Here is a 19,526-nt window from a genome sequence, read left to right on the forward strand (position 1 = left end):
AAGAACTGCGCTTTCACGTTCGTGCCATCGCAGCTCAGCCGCAATTCCATGTCTCCACGGCGGACCGATGCGTCGTAGTCGGATCCGGCGCTCAATCAATTCCGGCTGTTCAGATGCCGCACCTGCCGCAGCGCGGGGAACAAATACGCCCACAATCCAGCGACCGCGATGGCGCCGATGCCGCCGATGACCACCGCCGGAACCGTGCCGATTAGCGCCGCCATGGTGCCGGCGCGGAATTCGCCGACCTCGTTGGAGGCGCCGACGAAGACCTGGTTGACGGCGTTGACGCGGCCGCGCACCTCGTCAGGCGTCCACAGCTGGATCAGCGTCTCGCGGATATAGACGCTGAACATGTCGGTGGCGCCGAGCATGGCGAGCACCGCGATCGACAGCCAGGTGAGGGTCGAAACGCCGAACAGAACGGTGAAGGCGCCGAACAGCGCGACGAAGCCCAGCATGATCTTGCCGGCATGGTCGCGGATCGGGTGGCCGGCGAGCCAGACCGCCACCGCGATGGCGCCGATGCCGGGCGCCGAGCGCAGCAGGCCGAGGCCCCAGGGGCCAAGTTCCAGTATGTCGCGCGCATAGACCGGCAGCAGCGCCGAGGCGCCCGACAGAAGCACGGCAAAGAGGTCGAGCGAGATCGCGCCAAGCACGATCTTCTCGCTCCAGATATAGCGGAAGCCGGCAAACAGCGTCTGCATCGTCGGCTTGTCGGTAGCCGTCTGCTGGGCGGGCTTGGGGATGGTGAAGATGAGCAGCGCGGCGGCCAGCATCATGATGGCGGCAGTGGCGTAAGCGATCTCCGCCGAAAGGCCGTAGAGCAGGCCGCCGGCGACCGGGCCGACAATCGTCGCCGTCTGCCAGGCGGACGAGTTCCAGGCAATCGCGTTGGCGAAATCCTGCGGCGGCACAAGATTGGCGACCAGCGAGGACGATGCCGGCCCATAGAAGGCACGGGCGATACCGAACATGGCGAGCACGACGAAGATCGGCAACGGGCCGCCAAGGCCGCGCAGCGTCAACAACAGGAGAGCGAGCGCGCAGCCGGCCTCGACGAGCGACGCCAATGTCATGATCAGGCGGCGGCCGAAGCGGTCGGCGACGACGCCGGTGATGAGGACCAAGAGCAGCGACGGCAGGAACTGGACGATGCCGACGATGCCGAGGTCGAAGGGGTTGCGCGTCAGGTCGTAGATCTGCCAGCCGACGGCGACCGAGACGATCTGGGTGGCGAAAGTGGTGAGGAAGCGCGCCGTCCAGTAGCTGAGGTACGGTCGGTGCCGGAAAGCGGCGTATCGCTGTTCAGGTGAGGTTGCTTCGGCAGTCATGGTCTGGGGGCCCCGTTGTGACATCGGCCGGCGGGGCACTTCCACGGTGGGCGCTGGTCCGGCCGGAGACCCTTAGCCCAGTTCGTTTCGTCGCGCGCGCAAAAAATCCGCGCCGGATGCAGGAAATCCGGAAATTATCGTTCGCGGTACAAGGAGGCTCAGCCTCTCAACGCCGCGGAGATCGCTTGCAACCCGCCGCGCAATTCCGCCTCCTTCGGCCAGCCGAAGCCGACGCGGAAGAAGCGCTTCGGCATTTCGAACCAGTGGCCGGGGCCGACATAGGTGCCGTGCTCTTCCAGGAGCCTCGCGTAGAACCGTTCGAGGTCGAAGCCGGCATCGACGTTCAGCCGCGGGAAGCCGACGACGCCGCCTTGCGGACGCACCCAGTCGACCAGCGGCTCGCCATCGATCCAGGCCTGGACGATATCGCGGCGCTTCGCCATGTCCGGCAGCAGCGACTTGAGGAAGGCGTCGCGGCGCTCGAGCATGGAGCGCGCGATCGCCTCGTCGATGACGCTGCCGCAGATGCCGATCTGCTCCTTGGCGGCGAGGAACGTCTCCTTGAGAGCCTCGTCCTTCGTGACCAGCCAGCCGATGCGGATGCCGGGAATGCCGAAGGCCTTGGACAGCGAGGAGACGCTGATGGCGGTGGGACTGAGCGATGCCGCCGAAGGCAGGCGCTCGCCATAGGAAAGGTCTCGATAGGTCTCGTCGACCAGCAGCCGGCAGCGCCGGCCCTCGGCGAGCGCGACCAGTGCATCGAGATCGGTGCGGCTCATCATGGTGCCGGTCGGGTTGTGCGGGCAGGTGACGCTGATCAGCCTGGTGTTCGGCCGCACGGCTGCCGCGACGCGCGCGACATCGATGGCGAAGCCGTCGTCGAAATCGAGATCGACATAGCTGATGGCGCAGCCGATCGCCTTGGGCGTCACGATGTTGGTGGCATAGTTCGGCCGCACGACGACGAGATGGTCATCGGCCGAAAGCAGCGAGGTGGCGATGATGAACAGCGCCCCGGCGGCGCCCGCGGTCACCAGCACGTCGTCGGCGGAGAGCCCTTCATCCTACCCGGCGATCAGCGCTCGCAGCTCTTTTTCGCCGCGGTGCTCGCCGTAGAAAAGGGTGAGGTCGGGCAACGACAGGCCAATGTCGGAGAGCTTCCGGTCGGCGATCGAGCTTTCGGAGAGATTGAAGCGGATGCGCTCGTAACCGTATTCCTCCGGTGCCTCTTTCTCGATCACCATACGCGCGTAATTCATGGCTCACCCCAACAGCCTTGTTCGGTTTTATCCAAGCCATAAAAGCAGGAAGCCTGCCAAGGCGGATTCCTCGGCAGGCTTCTCTAACCGTTGGCACAGGCGCCGGTGCCGCTTAAAGCAGGTCGCGCTGAAGCGAATTCAGGCGACGCACTTTAAATCTTTGTTTTGATGGATGTCGTTCTCCCAAAACCGCTGCGCACTTTCGGGCGACATGCATTAGGCGGGAGCCTTGGCTTTCCGTCCCCTGGCGGGCTTCACCGGCTCGGCTTCCGCCTTGCGGCCGAGGCCGATCGACTTGGCGAGCTCGGAGCGCGACGCCGCATAATTGGGCGCGACCATCGGGTAGTCCACGGGGAGGCCCCATTTGGTCCGGTAGGCCTCCGGGGTCAGTCCGAAATGGACGCCGATATGGCGCTTCAACGATTTGAACTTCTTCCCGTCCTCGAGGCAGATGATGTAGTCCGGCGTCACCGAGCGCCGGGGATTGACGGCGGGGACGGGCAGCGGTGCCGGCGGCGCCGGCGGCTGGTTCAGTCCGCCGATCGAGGAGGCGACGCTGGCGATGAGCTCGCCCAGGCCCGAAGCCGGCAGCCGGTTCTTGGCGACATAGGCCGACACGATGTGGGCGGTGAGCTCGAGCAAGTCGGCTTCTTCCTTGGCTGTGTTGGTGTCCTCGTCCACGTCAATTCCTCCTCTATGCCGCACGGCCGCAAATCGGGATGTAAACCAGAGCGCCGCCGCTTCCTTCGCGCCGGGGAAGGCACATCGTGCGGCAGGCCGGCGAATTCCTAGTCGGCAAATCTGCGCGGCGCAACGACCAGCGGCGCGATTACACGCTATTTTGAACAACTATACTGAAAAGTAAAAATATCAGACGATCAGCGCCTTGTCGCGCCACAGTCGAAATCCGCCTTCGAAGGCGCGTGTGTTGTCGCCGCGCCTGGATTTCCCCGGCAATTCATCGAGCTTGTCGACATTGCCGCCGCCGATGACCACATAGTCCGGCTGCAAGGCGGCGCGAAGCCTGTTTACGACATCGAAAACGTATTTGCGCCATTTTTTCTTGCCATGCTTTACCAGCCCGCGCTCGCCGACATAGTCCTCGAAGCTGCAGCCTTTCTTGTAGGGAAGGTGGGCAAGCTCCATCGGCTGCCCGACATTGTCGAGGACCATCGCGGCGCCCAGGCCCGTGCCCAGGCCGAGGAACAGCATGCGGCCGCCCTCATAGCTGCCGATCGCCTGCAAAAGAGCGTCGTTGACGAGCTTGACCGGCTTGCCGAAGGCGGCAGCGAAATCATAGCCCTTCCAGCCTTTGCCGAGATTGAAGGGATCTAGCGAAGGCTTGTTGTCTCTGACCGGACCTGGATAGCCCATCGAGATGACATCATAGCTCAGTCCCTCGGCCAATTTCTTCACCGACGCGACGACCTGCTCAGGTGTCAGGCCGGGGCCGGACTCGACGCGGCGCATCTCGCCGCCGGCGCTGGTGAGGATCTTCACATGCGAGCCGCCGACATCGATGGTGAGCACGATCTGCCCGCCCTTCGACGCAGCCGGTTTTGCCGCTTTCGCCATTCCATTCCTCCCGTGCTACTTGGTCGGATTGATCCAGCCATTGGGCGGGCCGAAGCCGTTCATGGCATCGGCCGGTCCCCAGGTCTTGGGCGCATAGATCTGCGGCGGCGTGGTGTCGCCGAGCACCGGTCCGACAATGCGCCATGCGAGCTCGGCCGCATCCTGGCGCGTGAACAGCTGGCCGTTGCCGTTCATGGCATCGCCGATCAGCCGCTCATAGGGCGGCATGTCGCCCTTGGTGTCGTCGAGCGCGGTCAGTTCCACCTGCTCGCCGATCATGTCGTCGCCGGCCACCTTGCGCTGGGCGCCGATCGAGATCGCCACCTGCGGGTCGATGCGGAAACGGACATAGTTGGCGTCGCCCGGCTTGATCGGGTCGAAAACGTCGAGCGGTGGCCGCTTCAGCCGCACGATCACTTCGGTCGCGTGCACCGGCATGTTCTTGCCGGCGCGGATGAAGAACGGCACATCCTGCCAGCGCCAGGTGTCGACGAAGAAGCGCACCGCGGCGAAGGTTTCGACCGGGGAGTTCGGCCGCACGCCAGGCTCCGCCAGATAGCCGTCGAACTGGCCGCGCACGACATCGTCCTTGGTCAGCGTGCGGATCGCGCGCAGCACCTGCACCTTCTCGTCGATCAGGTCGTCGGCCGAGCGGCCAACCGGCGGCTCCATAGCTAAAAGCAAAAGGATATTGAGCAGATGGTTCTCGATAACGTCGCGGATGCAGCCGACATCGTCATAGAATTTGCCACGACCTTCGATGCCGAAATCCTCGGCCATGGTGATCTGCACGCTTTCGACGAAATTGCGGTTCCAGATCGGCTCGAGGAAGGCATTGGCGAAGCGGAAATAGAGCAGATTCTGGATCGCCTCCTTGCCGAGATAATGGTCGATGCGAAAGATCGACTGCTCGTCGAACACCAGGTGCAGCACGCGGTTCAGCCAACGCGCCGACTGCAAGTCGTGGCCGAACGGCTTTTCGATCATCAGCCGCGCGCCGCGCGCGGTGCCGGACTGTTCCAATCCTTGGACCACGGTTTCGAACATGGTCGGGGGCACCGCCATGTAGTGTAGCGGCCGCTGCGCCGAGCCAAGCGCCGTCTTCAGCTTCTCGAAGGTAGCGGAATCTCGATAATCGCCGCTGACATAGCGCAGCAATGAGGCGAGCTTGGCGAACACCTCATCGTCCGCGCTGCCCAGCGCATTGACGACGCCGTCGCGGGCACGGTCCGCCAGCTTTCCAATGTCCCAGGGGTCGAAGGCGACGCCGATCACAGGCTCGGTGAGCGTTCCCTTGGCGACCATCTGGTAGAGCGCCGGAAAAATCTTCTTGTGCGCAAGGTCGCCGGTCGCTCCGAAAAGCACCAGCGTGTCGGACCTCTCCTGGCTCATCCTGCCTCTCCCCCTCAACCGCCGATCTTCGGCTTCTCGACATGGCCGCCGAATGCATAGCGCATGGCGGACAGAAGCTTGTCGGCGAATTGGGATTCGCCTTGCGAGGAGAAGCGATCGAACAGCGCCGAGGAGAGCACGGGCGCCGGAACGCCGGTGTCGATCGCCGCCTTCAGGGTCCAGCGGCCTTCGCCCGAGTCCGACACCCGACCGCCGAACTGCGTAAGCGCGGGGTCGTTTTTCAGCGCGCCGGCGGTGAGGTCGAGCAGCCAGGAGCCGATGACGCTGCCATGCCGCCAGACCTCCGCCACGGCCGGCAGGTCGATGTCGAACTGGTAATACTGCGGATTTTCGAGCGGGCTGGTTTCGGCGTCCGACGTCCGGTCGCGTTTGCCGGCGTTGGCCGATTTCAGGATGTTGATGCCCTCGGCATAGGCGGCCATCACGCCGTATTCGATGCCGTTGTGCACCATCTTGACGAAATGGCCGGCGCCGCTCGGTCCGCAATGCAGATAGCCGTAAGGCGCAGTCCCGACGTCCTTCGGCGGACTGGAACCCGGGTCGGCGCCCGGGGCCAGCGTGGCGAAGACCGTATCGAGGTGCTGCACGGCTTCATCGGGGCCGCCGATCATCAGGCAGTAGCCGCGCTCCAGTCCCCACACGCCGCCGCTGGTGCCGACATCGACAAAGCTGATGCCTTTGGTCGCCAGTTTCGCGGCCTGGTCGACGGCGTCATGGTAATAGGAATTGCCGCCGTCGATGATGATGTCGCCGGGCTCCATTAGCGCCGCCACCTGGTCGACGATCCTGCCGGTGATCGCGGCCGGCAGCATCAGCCACGCACAGCGCGGCTTGGCCAGCTTGGCCACGAACTCTTCCAGCGAGGCGGCGCCGATGGCGCCGTCCTTGACCATGCCGGCGACGCTTGCGGAGTTGATGTCGTAGACGACGCATTCGTGGCCGTCGCGCATCAGGCGCCGCACCATATTGGCGCCCATCCTGCCCAGTCCCATCATTCCGATCTGCATGGTGTCATCCCGATTGCTTGAGGAAAGAAATGTCTACTGGCCGCGCTGTCTTGATCATGATCTTTTCCGAAAACCGCTATCACTTTTCGGGATCATGATTGAGGATCGATGCCGACGGTGAAGTCGACATTCTCCCAACGGCTGGCTTCGGGCCAGAAAAAAGTGAAGGCGACCGTCGATCCCGGCGGCAGGCCGGCAACGGACAGGTCGACCAGGTGGACGCCGAAGGCGTTCTCGGCCGTCTTGTCGTCGTGCACCGTCAGCCATTTGTCGCTGCTCCAGTGGACCACGCCGCGGGCCGAAAGCTCGACGCGCAGCACCTTGCCGGCGGGGATCGACCGGATCTTGTTGTTGAAGCGCCATGTGCGGAAGGGCGAGACGGTTTTTCGCTTGATGTAGCGCTCGACGCCTTGCGGCGGCATGTCGAACACCGCGCCGTCGCGCAGCGAGCGCAACAGCTTGACATGCTCGGCATGCGCCCAGACCAGCGGCATAGCGCTGCCGGACGGCGCGCCGAGCCGCAATTCGCGCTCCGGCATGTCGGGTTGGTCCCAGACCTGCTCAGGCAGAAGGCCACTGATACCTGCCGAACGCTCGAAGGTATCGAGCAGCTCGGCTGCCTTGTCGGGTCGCCCTGCGGCTAGCTCATAGTGGGCACGTTCGCCGGCGAGCAGGGGCCAGGGCCGGCCCTGGCCGGTGCCGTCGAAAGGCGAGCCGTCCTCGTGCTCGCCATAGCCGTCGCCGGTGTAGCGGTACCAGAGCGGACCTTGCGGCAATGCGCAGCGCAGCGTGGCGTCGACGGCTTTGATGGTGTTCAGGACCCGCGGATCGTCGGCGGCTCTCAGGCCAAAGCGGACCAGTGCCAGTACGTCCGGACTGATGATGGCTTCCGCCGGCCGGTCGGTGTCGGCCGGCGGGCGGTTCTTGATCGGCACGAAGCCGTCCTTCGGCGAAGCAGCGCCGGCACCGTCGGGCGGCGCGATGCGGACATAATAGCCGTCGACGCCTTCCTTGGCGCAGAGTTCGGTGCCGGTGACATAGGTCCAGCGCTCGATCTGGTCGTTCCAGCAGTCGGCCGTCTCGCGCAGATAGTTTGCCGGCTCATTTTTGCCGCAAGCGTCCAGCATGTCGGCCGCCGCGAGCAGCGCCGCGATCTCGACGGCCAGTGTGAAGGGACTGTAGCCGGCGTCCTCTTCCCAGCGATCCTCGCCGGTGACGGGGCCGTTGCGCACGACATAGGAGGCCGCGCTCTCGATCATGGCCAAGAACTCGGCGAGTTTCGCGCGCGGCAGATGGCCGGCGCGGCGCAAGGCATCGGCGAGCAGCAACGGAAAGGCGCACTCGTCCATCTGGATGCCTGGCCAATAGGGCGTTCCGCTGGACCAGCAATTCTGCGGCCAGTGTCCGTCCGGCAGCTGGATCGAGCGCAGATAGGTGAGGATCTGCAGCGCCTGCCTGGCGTCGCCTGCGGCGAGGAAGCCGCCCGCCGTCTCGACCAGGTCGCGCGGCCAGACCAGGTGGTAGCCGCCGAGATCGTCGTCGCCCTTGTTGAAACCCCAGGGGATCGAGAGACTGCCGACGGCGGCCCCGGGCCTGGTGATCGACAGATGCGAGGCAAGCACCGCGGTGCTGACGCGGTAGGTGTTCAGGCCGGGGGCAGGATGCCGGTCGAGCTTTTCCAGGCCGGCCTGGAATCTCCGCCATTTGGCGGCATAGGTTTCGGCGGCCGTCTCGAACCCGTCCTTGAGGCTGGCCAGCGCGATCTCCGCCGCCTCTTCTGGCAAGGTGCCGAAGCCGAGCGCGAGCAGGGCCGTGCCCTTGCCTGCCGAGAAGCCGATCTTGCCGGTCAGCGCCACATTGCCGTCCTCCGCGCGCTCAAAGGCAGGATCCAGCGCGCCGCCATCCCGGAGCTGCTGCCAGCCGTCGGAGAAGCCGACATAGCCGGCCGAGCAGTCGCCCCAAGGCAGCGAAGAGGCGAGCGCTAGCGAGACGCCGCGACCTGACGCAAAGAGGATGCGCTGCCCCTTATGCTCGCCGACCCAGGCGGTATTGCCCATGCCGGCATTGACCAGATGCGGCGCGAGCAACGCGTAGACGCGATAGTCCGAAGCCGGGCCTTTGAGCGCCGCGAAGGTGATTTCCTGCAGCAGGACAGGCTGTTTCGGATCCGTAACGATGCGCTTTTCTATCCGGTAGCAGCCATCGCTGGCACTGTTAGTCAACCTGTATCCGGGCACGCCGTCCTCGAACGGCTCGATAGCGTGGGCGGCGTCGCGTTTCTCCCCGGAGAAATAGCCACCGGGGCGGGTGACGAGGAGGCCCATGTCGCGCGTGCAGGCGCTGTCGAGGCGCGGATAATAGACCTCGTTCAATATGCCGTGGCTGATGGTGAACCAGAGCGGGCTTTTCGCTGAAAGCGCGGTGCCGACGCCGCTCTTGGCGCTTGATGTCCAGCGTGCGGGAATTCCCGGGGCGCCCTGAGCAACGGTCGGCGTCACTGCCATCAATTGGCCTCCTGCCGCCGTTCCTAGACCAGGAGCCGGCGGCTTTTCAATCGTCGCACCTGAAGTTGATCGGCCTGCCGCTGTGTAAGCCCTCGTTGACAGCTGTACCGTCAAGCGCCCACTATTTCGCTCGCAGGGAGGAATTCGGGAAACGGGAGCGAAGCCGCGCCATATGGTTGGCGCTGCGCGTCTTTCCCCGACATTCGTCCAGCGGCAAGGGAGGAGACATGTCGGAGGTATCTCCCCAGCTGATCGATCGGCTGCTCGCGATCTCGCGGGCCTTGGCCGGGCATATCGATCCCGGCTCCGCGTTCCGGGCGACGGCGATCGAAATCGGCACGCTCATCCCGCACGACCATATCGACCTGGCGGTGCTGTCGCTCGATGGACGCATGCATGCCTGCTACGAGGCCGGCTTCCACACCAGCTGGAGCGATCTGGCGCAGCATCCGGTCGAGGGCAGCCCGATCCGCCGCGTGCTGTGGGGCGAGACGCCTTATCTGTTGTCCGACAATGCGCTCGTCGACGACCGCTTCCATTTCGAGGGAGCCTTCGACGGTCCGATCTTCGCAGCCAAGCTGCGCAGCCGCATCATCGTACCGCTGCGAGCGCGCGGCAGCGTCATCGGCGCGCTCAACATCAGCCGGCACGAGGCCGGATGTTACACGCAGGCCGACGTCGACGTCGCCCAGCAATGCGCCGACCTCATCGGGCCCTATATCTTCGCGCTGATCCAGACAGAGGAAGCGCGCCGCGCCATGCTCGCCGAAAGCGAGGCGCGCAACCGGGCGGAACTGCTGAGGGTCGGCGCCTCGCAGCTGACCGAGGGCATGGAGCGCGAGCGCCGCCGCATGGCGATGGACCTGCACGACCAGACGCTCGCCGATCTCGCCCGCATCGCGCGTCAGGTCTCGGCCTTCCGCAGCCGGGGCGTGGCGCGGACGGCCCAGCTTGCCGATCTCGAGCAGGAGGTGGCGGGCTGCCTGGCGGAACTGCGCCACATCGTCGACGACATGCGGCCCAGCGTTTTGGAATTGTTCGGCCTGCGCGACGCCGTCGAGGCGCATCTCAACCGCAGCGTCGCCAGGGCCAAGCCGCCGATCGCGGTGCGCATCGCCGACATGAGCGACGGCAGTGCCGACAGCCTGTCGGAAACGCTGCGCACGGCGCTCTACCGGATCGTGCAGGAAGCAATCAACAATGCGGTGCGCCATGCCGGGCCAAGTCGCATCGAGGTGCAGCTGGCATCGACGCCAGGCACGTTCAGCGTGACCGTCACCGATGATGGGCACGGCTGCGGCGCCGTCGACCCCGCCGCCCAAGGCGGCATCGGCCACATGCATACGCGGGCGGCCCTTGTCGGGGCGCGGCTGCGTTTCGAGCCGGCCGGCCGCAACGGCGGCACGCGGGTGATCGTCGAGATCGACCGCGAGCCCGCGCAGGGCAAGGTTTCGGCGCCAGGCGCCGCGGCGACCGAGGGCAAGCCATTGGCGGAGGCGGTCTGATGCTGGTCATGATTGCCGAAAATGACGGGCTGCACCGCACCTTCGCGCGGCGCACCGTCGAGCAATTGTGGCCCGGCGACGTCGAGGTGATCGAAGCCGGCGACGGCGAGGACGCCATCAACCTCGCGGCCGAGCGGCAGCCGCCGCATGTCGTGCTCGACCTGCAATTGCCCAAGGCGACGGGCATCGAGGTGGCCCGCGCCATCTGGAGCCGGCGCGCCGGCACGCATATCCTGTTCTGGTCGAATTTCGCCGACGAGGCTTATGTGCGGGGCGTGGCGCGTATCGTGCCGCCGGGATCGGTCTATGGCTATGTGCTGAAGTCGGCGACCGAAGAAGGCATGCGCTCGGCGCTGCGCGGCGTGTTCAGCGAGGGGCATTGCATCATCGACCGCGAGATCCGCGGCATCCAGCATCGCGTCCAGGACCGGTTCGAAGGCATCACCGACGGCGAATATGAAAGCCTGATCGACATAGCGCTCGGCCTCACCGACCGGGCGATCGCGGCCCGGCGCGGCCTGTCGATCCGCGGCGCGCAGAGCCGCATCAAGCATGTCTACGACAAGCTGGGCATCGTGCCACCGGACGAGGGCGCCGGCGAGGCGTCGGTCTTCAATTCGCGCACCCGCGCGATCTATCTCGCCATGGCGCGCGGCCTGATCAACATAGACGCGCTGCGGCGCGAGCAGGAACAGCTCGACGCCTGGCTGGCGCAGGCGACGCCGTTACAGGAGTAGCGACCTTGAACAGCTGCCGACTGTGCAAAACCACAGTCGGCGCTGCGCTTAGACCCGTATCGCCCTGGCTGCGTCCCGACTAGGCTTTTGTCTGACAAGAACAAGAATGTCGGGCAAAAACAAGAATACCGGGAGGTGCCCATGCCGTTCGTCAGCATACGGATACTCGAGGGCCATTCGCAAAAGCGCAAGAACGAGATCTCGCGCCGCATCACCGAGGCGATCAGCGAAGTCGCCGAGTTGCCCAAGGAAGCGATCTGGGTGGTCATCGAGGATGTGCCGGGCAGCGACTGGTTCGTCGGCGGCACGCCGGTGCGAGAGCCAAAGGGCTCGTAATGTCGATCTCGGCGCGCGCCCGTCATTCCGGCTTCGACGACGTCGTCGGCGATGCGGCGATGGAGCGGCTGGCCACCGGCTACGGCTTCATCGAAGGGCCGGTCTGGCATCCTTACGAGAAATGGCTGGTCTTTTCCGACATTCCGCAAAGCCGCATGTACCGGCGCGGCGCCTCCGGCGAGATCGAGCTGTTCCGTGAGCCCAGCCACAAGGCCAACGGCAACACGCTCGACCGGCAGGGGCGGCTGCTGACTTGCGAGCATGCAACCAGCCGTGTCACCCGCGCCGAACCGAACGGCGCGACGACGGTTCTTGCCACCCATCACCAGGGCAAGCAGCTCAACAGTCCGAACGACATCGTCGTCGCCACCGGAGGCTCGATCTATTTCACCGATCCGACTTATGGCCGGGTGGAGTACTACGGCGTGCCGAGGCCGCAGGAGCTGGCGTTCCAGGGCGTCTACCGGATCGACGGCGACGGCGCGCGGCTGACGCTCCTTGTTGACGATTTCGTGCAGCCCAATGGGCTCTGCTTCTCGCTCGATGAATCGAGGCTCTTCGTCAACGACACCGAGCGCGGCCACATCAGGGTGTTCGGCGTCGAAGCGAATGGCGACCTCAATGGCGGCGCGGTATGGGCGGTGACGGAGGGCGACGAGCCGGGCGCGCCGGACGGCATGAAGATCGACAGCCGCGGCAACCTCTATTGCACCGGCCCCGGCGGCATCCATGTCTTCGACGCCTCCGGCGAGCTTCTCGGCGTCATTCCAACGCCCGAAGACTGTGCCAATTTCACCTTCGGCGACGAGGACCTAAGGAGTCTCTACATCGCCGCGTCGACCTCGCTTTACCGGCTGAGGGTACGTGTGCCGGGACTGAGGCTGTTTTGAGCGGGAGCGCTCGGATCGGATTGGAGTGAAGCCGGCCGCAGGGCCGATGGACGTGCAGCAGTCAACACATCTGGGAGGATAATGACATGAAGAAACTACTGGTCTTGAGCGCTCTTGCAGCCATGCTCGCCTCGGGCACCGCGCTTGCCGACACGAGCGGCAAGAAGATCGCCTTCTCCAACAATTACGCCGGCAACTCGTGGCGCCAGGCGATGCTCGACAGCTACGGCATCGTCACCAAGAAGGCGGTCGACGACAAGGTGGTGGCGGCGGCGGATGTCTTCACCACCGCCGACAAGGAAGTGCCGACGCAGGCAGCGCAGGTGCAGAACCTGATCCTGCAGGGCTATGACGCGATCGTTATCAACGCCGCCTCGCCCGATGCGCTTAACGGCGCCATCAAGCAGGCCTGCGATGCCGGCATCGTGGTCGTCTCCTTCGACGGCACCGTGACCGAGCCTTGCGCCTACCGCGTCGTCGTCGACTTCAAGGACATGGGCAAGCAGGAAGTCGAGCAGATGGCCAAGTTCCAGCCGAAGGGCGGCAATTTGCTGGAGATCCGCGGCCTTGCCGGCACCTCGATCGACGATGCGATCCATGCCGGCATCCTCGAAGGCGTCGCCGCCCATCCCGAGTTCAAGATCGTCGGCTCGGTGACCGGCGACTGGGACCAGACCACGGCGCAGAAAGCGGTGGCGACCATCCTGCCTTCGCTCCCCGACGTCGTCGGCATCGTCGATCAGGGCGGCGACGGCTATGGCGCCGCGCAAGCCTTCGCCGCCGCCGGAAAGCCGCGCCCGACCATCATCATGGGCAACCGCCAGGACGAGCTGAAGTGGTGGAAGGAGCAGAAGGAGAAGGACGGCTACAAGACCTGGTCCGCCTCGATCGCGCCCGGCGTATCGACGCTCGCCTTCTGGGTGGCACAGCAGGTGCTCGACGGCCGCAAGGACATTCCGCACGATCTGCTGGTGCCCTATCTCGCCTTCACCCAGGACGATTTCGAGGCCGCGCTGCCGAAGATCAAGGAAGGCGGCGTCGCCACCCACGAATACACACAGGAAGACGCCATCGCGGCCATCAAGGCCAACATCAAGCAATAGCGGCGCGACCGTTGCCAGCCGCATCGCCAAACGGGTAACGTTGAGGATGCTCCAGGCTATTGCAGATATCGTCAGGCTGGACGGCGCCGAAAAGCATTTCGGCGCCGTCCGGGCGCTTAACGGCGTCGACTTCCACGTCGGCGCCGGCGAATGCGTCGGACTGGTCGGGCATAACGGCGCCGGCAAGTCGACGCTCATGCATATGGTGGCGGGAACGCTGCGGCCGGACGGCGGGCAGATCGCGGTGCGCGGCAATGCGGAAGCGAGCTATTCCGTGGCGCGCGCGCTCGAGCTCGGCATTCGATGCGTCTTCCAGGAGCTGTCGCTCTGCCCCAACCTCAGCGTCGCCGAAAACACGCGCATCAACCATCCCGCGCTCGCCGGCTTCGGCTGGCGGCGCAAGGCCGCCGACCTCATCCAGACCAAGCTCGACGAGATCTTTCCGGACCACGGCATCTCGGCGGACGACGTCGCCGGCGACCTTTCGATCGGGCGGCGGCAAATGGTCGAGGTGGCGCGCGCCTTCACGCTGACCCGCGAGCCGCTGCATCTGGTCATCCTCGACGAGCCGACCTCCTCGCTCGATGCGCACACGGCCGGCCAGTTGCTCGCCTTCGTGCGCCGATTCGTCACCTCGGGCGGCAGCTGCATCCTGATCTCGCACGTGCTGGGCGAAGTGCTGCAGAACGCCGACCGCATCGTGGTGATGCGCGACGGCAAGGTGGTCGCGGCCGATGCCGCCGGCGCGTTCGATCGCGACAAGCTGGTCGCCGCCATGGGTGGCGCCGAAGGACATCAAAAGGCCGCCGCCGAAACCACGAAAACCGAGGTCGGCGCGCTCAGGGTGCGGGCGCGCCCGGCACGGCAGCAGGACGGCAAGGAGCTTGTCGCCCGCGCGGGCGAGATCATCGGGCTCGCGGGGCTCGCCGGTCACGGCCAGACGGATCTCTTGCTTGCCATCTTCTCGGCGGCTTCGCGCGCCAAGGCGGGCGTCGAGGTGACCGCGCCGGTGGCGCTGGTCGCCGGCGACCGGCAGGCGGACGGCATCTTCGCGCAATGGTCGATCGCGCAGAACATCGGCATCCGCTCGCTTCAGCGCCTGCGCAACGGGCTTTTGATCTCGCCGCAGCGCGAGGCGGAGTTCGCCGACTTCTGGAAGAAGAAGATCGGCATCCGCACGCCCGACATGAACAACAACATTTTCTCGCTGTCGGGCGGCAATCAGCAGAAGGCGCTGTTTGCCCGCGCGCTCGGCTCCGACGCCGAGATCGTGCTGATGGACGATCCGATGCGCGGCGTCGACATCGGCACCAAGCTCGAAGTCTACGACCTCGTGCGCGAGGAAGCCGCCAAGGGCCGCACCTTCCTCTGGTACACCACCGAGACCGAAGAGCTCGACAATTGCGACCAGGTCTATGTCTTCAAGAACGGCCGGATCGTCGCCAATCTCGGCCGTGACGAGCTGACGGAGGAGAAAATCATCCAATCCTCGTTCGGCGATGCGGCCTGAGATGACGGCGATCGTTCCCGGCACGGTGCCGAAATCCTCGCCGCGCGGCAGTGGGGCCAGGGCGCGCATGCTGCGCAGCCTTTTGCCGGCGCTGTCGCTGGCGCTGGTGCTGATCGCCATCGCCTGGCTCAACCCGCGCGCCATCAGCTATTTCGGCTTCAACCTAATGCTGAACCTGGCGATCCCGATCGCGCTGGCGACGATCGCGCAGATGTTCGTCATCGCCGGCAACGAGCTCGATCTGTCGATCGGCACCTTTGTCGGCTTCGTCGGCTGCGTCACCGCAACCTGGCTCAGGGATGCTCCCCTCATCGGCGTCGCGGTGCTTCTTGGCTCGATCGGCGTCTACGCGCTGCTCGGCGCGCTGATCCATCTGCGCAACCTGCCCTCGATCGTGGTGACGCTCGGCATGAGCTTCGTCTGGCAGGGGCTCGCCATCCTCATCCTGCCGAAACCCGGCGGCAAGGCGCCCGACTGGCTGCTGGCGATCATGTCCTTCAAGCCGCCTTACATCCCGTTCCCGATCCTGGCGGCGCTGATCATCGCAGCTGTTGTGCATTTCGGCCTGATGCGCACCTCCTACGGCGTGATCCTGCGCGGTTCCGGCGGCAACGCCGCGGCGCTCAGGCGCGCCGGCTGGTCGCTGCTTCGCACCAAGATCGTGCTGTTCGCGCTGACCGGCCTGTTCGGCGTGCTGTCCGGCATGGCGCTGATCGGCATCACCACCTCTGCCGATGCCAATATCGGTAACGGCTACACGCTGCTGTCGATCGCCGGCGTCATCCTCGGCGGCGGCGAGTTCGTCGGCGGCCGGGTGTCGCCGATCGGCGCCGTCATCGGCGCGCTGACGCTGGCTTTGGCCGCCTCGCCTCTTCTGACCTTCATGCACATCCCGCCCGACTGGCAGGTCGCCGCCAACGGCGCGATCCTGATCATCGTGCTGGCGGCGCGGGTGCTGATCAGCCGCAGGGAGAGATGAGCCATGGCCTCTGTGCGGATGCTCTTCGAAAAACCTTGGCTCTGGTCCTTTGTCGGCGCTCTTTTGGTGTGGGCGGCGACCGTTTCCTTCACCGGCGGCTACGGCGCCGGCGGCATGGTTACGGCGGCGCTTTCGCTGGCCGTCTTCACCGTCATCGTCGGCGTCGGCCAGATGTTCGTCATCACGCTGGGGCCGGGCAATGTCGACCTGTCGCTGCCGGCCAATATCGGACTGGCGAGCGCCGTGGCGATGAAGGTCATGGGCGGCAGCGATTCCATGATCCTCGTCGGGCTGCTTGCGGCGCTTGCCTGCGGCGCTGCGATCGGCGCCATCAACTACCTGCTGATCTGGGCGCTCAGGATCCCGCCGATCATCGCGACGCTGTCGGCGAGCTTCATCATCCAGTCGGTCGACATCAGCTATGGCCGCGGCCTGCAGATCAAGCCGCCGCCTGGCTTTGCCGATTTCACCAACTGGCAGGTCCTCGGCATTCCGGCGCTGGCGATCCTGACGGTGCTGTTCACCATTGGCGCGGCGCTCGCGCTGCAGCGCATGATCTATGGCCGCTCGGTGCTGGCGATCGGCCAGAACATCCGCGCCGCCTGGCTCGCCGGTGTCCACGTCGGCCGCATCCGCTTCCTCACCTACACACTGTGCGGCGCGCTGGGCGGCATCGACGGCGCGTTGCTTGCGGGCTACTTCCGCGGCGCCAATGTCGATATCGGCAACGAATATCTGCTCGCCTCGATCGCGGTGGTCGTCATCGGCGGCACCTCGGTCGCCGGCGGCAAGGCCAACGTGCCGGGTGTGTGGGGCGCCGGGCTGTTCCTGGTGCTTTTGCTCACCATGCTCAACACCTTCGGCGTCAGCGCCGGGGTGCGGCTGGTTCTGACCGGGCTGATCATCGTCGGGGTGATTACGGCGGCCGGTGGGGAGAAGGCTGTGCGCTGACGATATTCAGGTGATGCCGGCCTGCAAATGGCGGCTTCCTGCGCTTCCGGTGCTCACGTACTTCAAGTACGTTCCGCTCCGGCTCTCGGATGCCACCATTTTCGACTCGGCCTGACCTGAATATCGGCGGAGCTCGTCAGAGCGTTTGGTGTTGCCTTTCTTCAGCGCGCTGTCGCTGCCTGTCTGGACAAGCATTGTGCCAGCGCAACATCCGGTTTCCATTCGCGGCGCAGCCTAGTAAACCCTTCCGCGATCGCAACCGATCTCGGGAGGTCCGCTTGTCCAGTTCTGCCAGCGTCGCGAACGAGAATGGCGTGGCGGTGGTCACCATCGACAATCCGCCGGTCAATGCGCTGAGCTTTCATGTCCGCAAGCCGCTCTATGAGGCGCTCGTCGCGCTGCGTGACGATCCCGCCGTCAGTGCAATCGTCATCGCCTGCGCTGGACGCACCTTTGTCGCCGGCGCCGACATCACCGAGTTCGGCAAGCCGGTCGAGCAGCCGGAGCTGCGCGCCATCGTCGCCTTGCTGGAAACCATCGCCAAGCCGACGGTCGCAGCCATCCATGGCACGGCGCTCGGCGGCGGGCTGGAGCTGGCACTCGGCTGCCATTTTCGCGTCGCCGACCAAGACGCCAAGCTCGGCCTGCCGGAAGTGAAGCTCGGCCTACTGCCGGGCGGCGGCGGCACGGTGCGCCTGCCGCGCCTGGTAGGCGCCGCGAAGGCGCTCGGCATGATCGTCTCGGGAACGCCGATTTCGGCCGGCGAAGCAGAGGCGGCAGGACTGGTCGATGCGGTGCTTGATGGCGATCTGCTGGCAGAAGCAATTCGTTTCGCTAGCGAAATGGCTATTAGCGGCGGGCCGTTCATCGCCGTCCGCGACCGCAATGATCGTCTGGCCGAAACCGATCTCGCAGCCTTCGACGTCCATGCGGCCGATCTTGCCAGGAAGGCGCGCGGGCTGGAGGCGCCAATCGCCTGTGCCGGGGCCGCGCGCAATGCGATCACCTTGCCTTTCGACGAAGCGCTGGCGGCCGAGCGCCGGCTTTTCCTCAAGCTTGTTGCCGGCGACCAGTCGCGCGCGCAGCGGTATCTGTTCTTCGCCGAGCGCGAGGCGGCGAAGGTGCCCGGCAGGGATCTGCACAAGCGCAAGATTGCCCGCGTCGGCGTCATCGGCGCCGGCACGATGGGCGGCGGTATCGCCATGGCTTTCGCCAATGGCGGCTTTCCGGTGACCCTGCTGGAGACGAGTGCCGAGGCGCTGCAGCGCGGGCTGGCGACGATCGAGAAGAATTATGCCGTGTCGGTCAGTCGCGGCTCGCTCAGCGAAGAGGCCAAGCAGCAGCGGCTCGGCCTGTTCAAGGGCAGCATCGACTATGCCGACCTTGCAGAATGCGACCTGATCATCGAGGCGGTGTTCGAGGATATGGCGGTCAAGAAAGACGTGTTCGGCAAGCTGGATGCAGTTGCCAAGCCCGGCGCCATCCTCGCCACCAACACCTCCTATCTAGACGTCAACGAGATCGCCGCTTCGATTTCCCGGCCGCAGGACATGCTCGGCATGCATTTCTTCTCGCCGGCCAATGTCATGAAGCTCTTGGAGATCGTGCGCGCCGAAAAGACTGCGCCCGATGTGCTGGCGACAGTGGTCGATCTGGCGCGACGCATCGGCAAGGCGGCGGTCGTCGTCGGCGTCTGCCATGGCTTCGTCGGCAACCGCATGCTGTCCGCGCGCGGCGCCGAGAACGAGTTCCTGCTGCTGGAGGGCGCAACGCCCAGCAAGATCGACAAGGCCTTCACCGACTTCGGCTGGCCGATGGGGCCGTTCCAGATGGGCGATCTCGCCGGCCTCGACATCGGCTGGCGCAACCGCAAGGCGCGCGGCCAGACGGCGGTGATTGCCGATACGCTGTGCGAGCAAGGGCGCTTCGGCCAGAAGACCGGGCGCGGCTGGTATCGCTACGAAAGCGGCTCGCGCGAACCGGTGGCCGATCCCGAAGTCGAGGCGCTGATCCTCGCCAAGGCGGCAGAGCAAGACGTCGAAGCGCGCGCGATCGGCGCGGAAGAAATCATCGAACGCACGCTCTATCCCCTGGTCAACGAGGGCGCGAGGATCCTGGCGGAAGGCATCGCAGCGCGGGCGTCCGATATCGATGTCGTCTGGGCGAACGGCTACGGCTTTCCCGTCGGCAAGGGAGGGCCGATGTTCTGGGCCGGGCTCGACGGCGCGGCCAGGATCGTCGAGCGGCTGGAGTATTGGCACCGGCAAACCGGCCGGGCGATTTTCGAACCGGCGCCACTGCTGAGGAGGTTTGCGGAGAAGGGGAACTGGGAGGGTGTTGTCGGTAGGCCGGCCTAACCCCTTGCTTCGTCATTCCAGGGCGAAGCGAAGTGTAGACCCTGGAATCCATGCCGTTACATCAAA

17 protein-coding genes are annotated in these 19,526 nt (G+C 65.4%); 9 read left to right on the plus strand and 8 right to left on the minus strand.

Translation table 11 applies throughout. The annotated features are described in order from the left end of the window. Positions 1–95 precede the first annotated feature (95 nt). The 8 genes from AU465_RS29595 to AU465_RS29625 all read right to left on the minus strand — a co-directional run bounded on the left by AU465_RS29595 (position 96) and on the right by AU465_RS29625 (position 9,092). Positions 96–1,334: an MFS transporter gene (locus AU465_RS29595; protein WP_192255982.1), complete on the minus strand. Its 1,239-nt coding sequence runs from the start codon at positions 1,332–1,334 to the stop codon at positions 96–98. A 158-nt stretch (positions 1,335–1,492) separates the two neighbouring features. Next, a complete protein-coding gene (locus AU465_RS29600; protein WP_312891331.1) occupies positions 1,493–2,374 on the minus strand; it encodes a pyridoxal phosphate-dependent aminotransferase in 882 nt (293 codons plus the stop codon). Positions 2,375–2,398: 24 nt separating this feature from the next. Then, positions 2,399–2,593, minus strand: a complete 195-nt coding sequence (locus AU465_RS36820) for a hypothetical protein (protein WP_246506535.1) — start codon at positions 2,591–2,593, stop codon at positions 2,399–2,401. A 216-nt stretch (positions 2,594–2,809) separates the two neighbouring features. After that, complete coding sequence (locus AU465_RS29605) at positions 2,810–3,274, minus strand: Ros/MucR family transcriptional regulator (RefSeq protein WP_192255986.1); 465 nt, start codon at positions 3,272–3,274, stop codon at positions 2,810–2,812. A 189-nt stretch (positions 3,275–3,463) separates the two neighbouring features. Beyond that, a complete protein-coding gene (locus tag AU465_RS29610) occupies positions 3,464–4,168 on the minus strand; it encodes an ROK family protein (RefSeq protein WP_192255988.1) in 705 nt (234 codons plus the stop codon). Positions 4,169–4,183: 15 nt separating this feature from the next. Further along, positions 4,184–5,560, minus strand: a complete 1,377-nt coding sequence (gene zwf / locus AU465_RS29615; RefSeq protein WP_192255990.1) for a glucose-6-phosphate dehydrogenase — start codon at positions 5,558–5,560, stop codon at positions 4,184–4,186. Positions 5,561–5,574: 14 nt separating this feature from the next. Continuing rightward, positions 5,575–6,588: a phosphogluconate dehydrogenase (NAD(+)-dependent, decarboxylating) gene (gene gnd, locus AU465_RS29620; RefSeq protein ID WP_192255992.1), complete on the minus strand. Its 1,014-nt coding sequence runs from the start codon at positions 6,586–6,588 to the stop codon at positions 5,575–5,577. Between the two features lie 92 nt (positions 6,589–6,680). Beyond that, entirely contained in the window at positions 6,681–9,092 is a 2,412-nt protein-coding gene (locus AU465_RS29625; protein WP_192255994.1) for a glucan 1,4-alpha-glucosidase, read from the minus strand. Between the two features lie 227 nt (positions 9,093–9,319). Here AU465_RS29625 and AU465_RS29630 point away from each other — a divergent pair, with 227 nt between their 5' ends. The 9 genes from AU465_RS29630 (at position 9,320) to AU465_RS29670 (ending at position 19,460) form a co-directional block, all read left to right on the plus strand. Continuing rightward, the gene (locus AU465_RS29630) at positions 9,320–10,597 is read left to right on the plus strand and encodes a GAF domain-containing sensor histidine kinase (protein WP_192255996.1); all 1,278 of its coding nucleotides are present in this window, start codon (positions 9,320–9,322) and stop codon (positions 10,595–10,597) included. Continuing rightward, positions 10,597–11,334 (plus strand): response regulator transcription factor, encoded by a 738-nt coding sequence (locus AU465_RS29635; protein WP_192255998.1) that lies wholly within the window; start codon positions 10,597–10,599, stop codon positions 11,332–11,334. The genes AU465_RS29630 and AU465_RS29635 overlap by 1 nt, the downstream gene beginning before the upstream one ends. Positions 11,335–11,475: 141 nt before the next feature. Beyond that, a complete protein-coding gene (locus AU465_RS29640; protein ID WP_192256000.1) occupies positions 11,476–11,670 on the plus strand; it encodes a tautomerase family protein in 195 nt (64 codons plus the stop codon). Further along, positions 11,670–12,560: an SMP-30/gluconolactonase/LRE family protein gene (locus AU465_RS29645; RefSeq protein WP_192256002.1), complete on the plus strand. Its 891-nt coding sequence runs from the start codon at positions 11,670–11,672 to the stop codon at positions 12,558–12,560. Before AU465_RS29640 ends, AU465_RS29645 begins: the two co-directional genes overlap by 1 nt. An 86-nt stretch (positions 12,561–12,646) precedes the next feature. Next, on the plus strand, positions 12,647–13,663 hold the full coding sequence (locus AU465_RS29650; protein WP_192256004.1) for an ABC transporter substrate-binding protein: 1,017 nt from the start codon (positions 12,647–12,649) through the stop codon (positions 13,661–13,663). Positions 13,664–13,709: 46 nt separating this feature from the next. Continuing rightward, positions 13,710–15,173 (plus strand): sugar ABC transporter ATP-binding protein, encoded by a 1,464-nt coding sequence (locus AU465_RS29655; protein ID WP_192256005.1) that lies wholly within the window; start codon positions 13,710–13,712, stop codon positions 15,171–15,173. 1 nt (position 15,174) lies between these two features. Then, positions 15,175–16,152 carry an ABC transporter permease gene (locus AU465_RS29660; RefSeq protein WP_192256006.1) on the plus strand — a complete coding sequence of 326 codons (978 nt, stop codon included), beginning with the start codon at positions 15,175–15,177 and terminating at the stop codon, positions 16,150–16,152. 3 nt (positions 16,153–16,155) lie between these two features. Further along, positions 16,156–17,103, plus strand: a complete 948-nt coding sequence (locus tag AU465_RS29665) for an ABC transporter permease (protein WP_192256007.1) — start codon at positions 16,156–16,158, stop codon at positions 17,101–17,103. A gap of 278 nt (positions 17,104–17,381) precedes the next feature. Next, positions 17,382–19,460 carry a 3-hydroxyacyl-CoA dehydrogenase NAD-binding domain-containing protein gene (locus AU465_RS29670; RefSeq protein WP_192256008.1) on the plus strand — a complete coding sequence of 693 codons (2,079 nt, stop codon included), beginning with the start codon at positions 17,382–17,384 and terminating at the stop codon, positions 19,458–19,460. Positions 19,461–19,526: the final 66 nt, after the last annotated feature.

Origin of the sequence: Mesorhizobium silamurunense (genome assembly GCF_014843905.1) — a bacterium.
Classification (GTDB): Bacteria; Pseudomonadota; Alphaproteobacteria; order Rhizobiales; family Rhizobiaceae; genus Mesorhizobium; species Mesorhizobium silamurunense.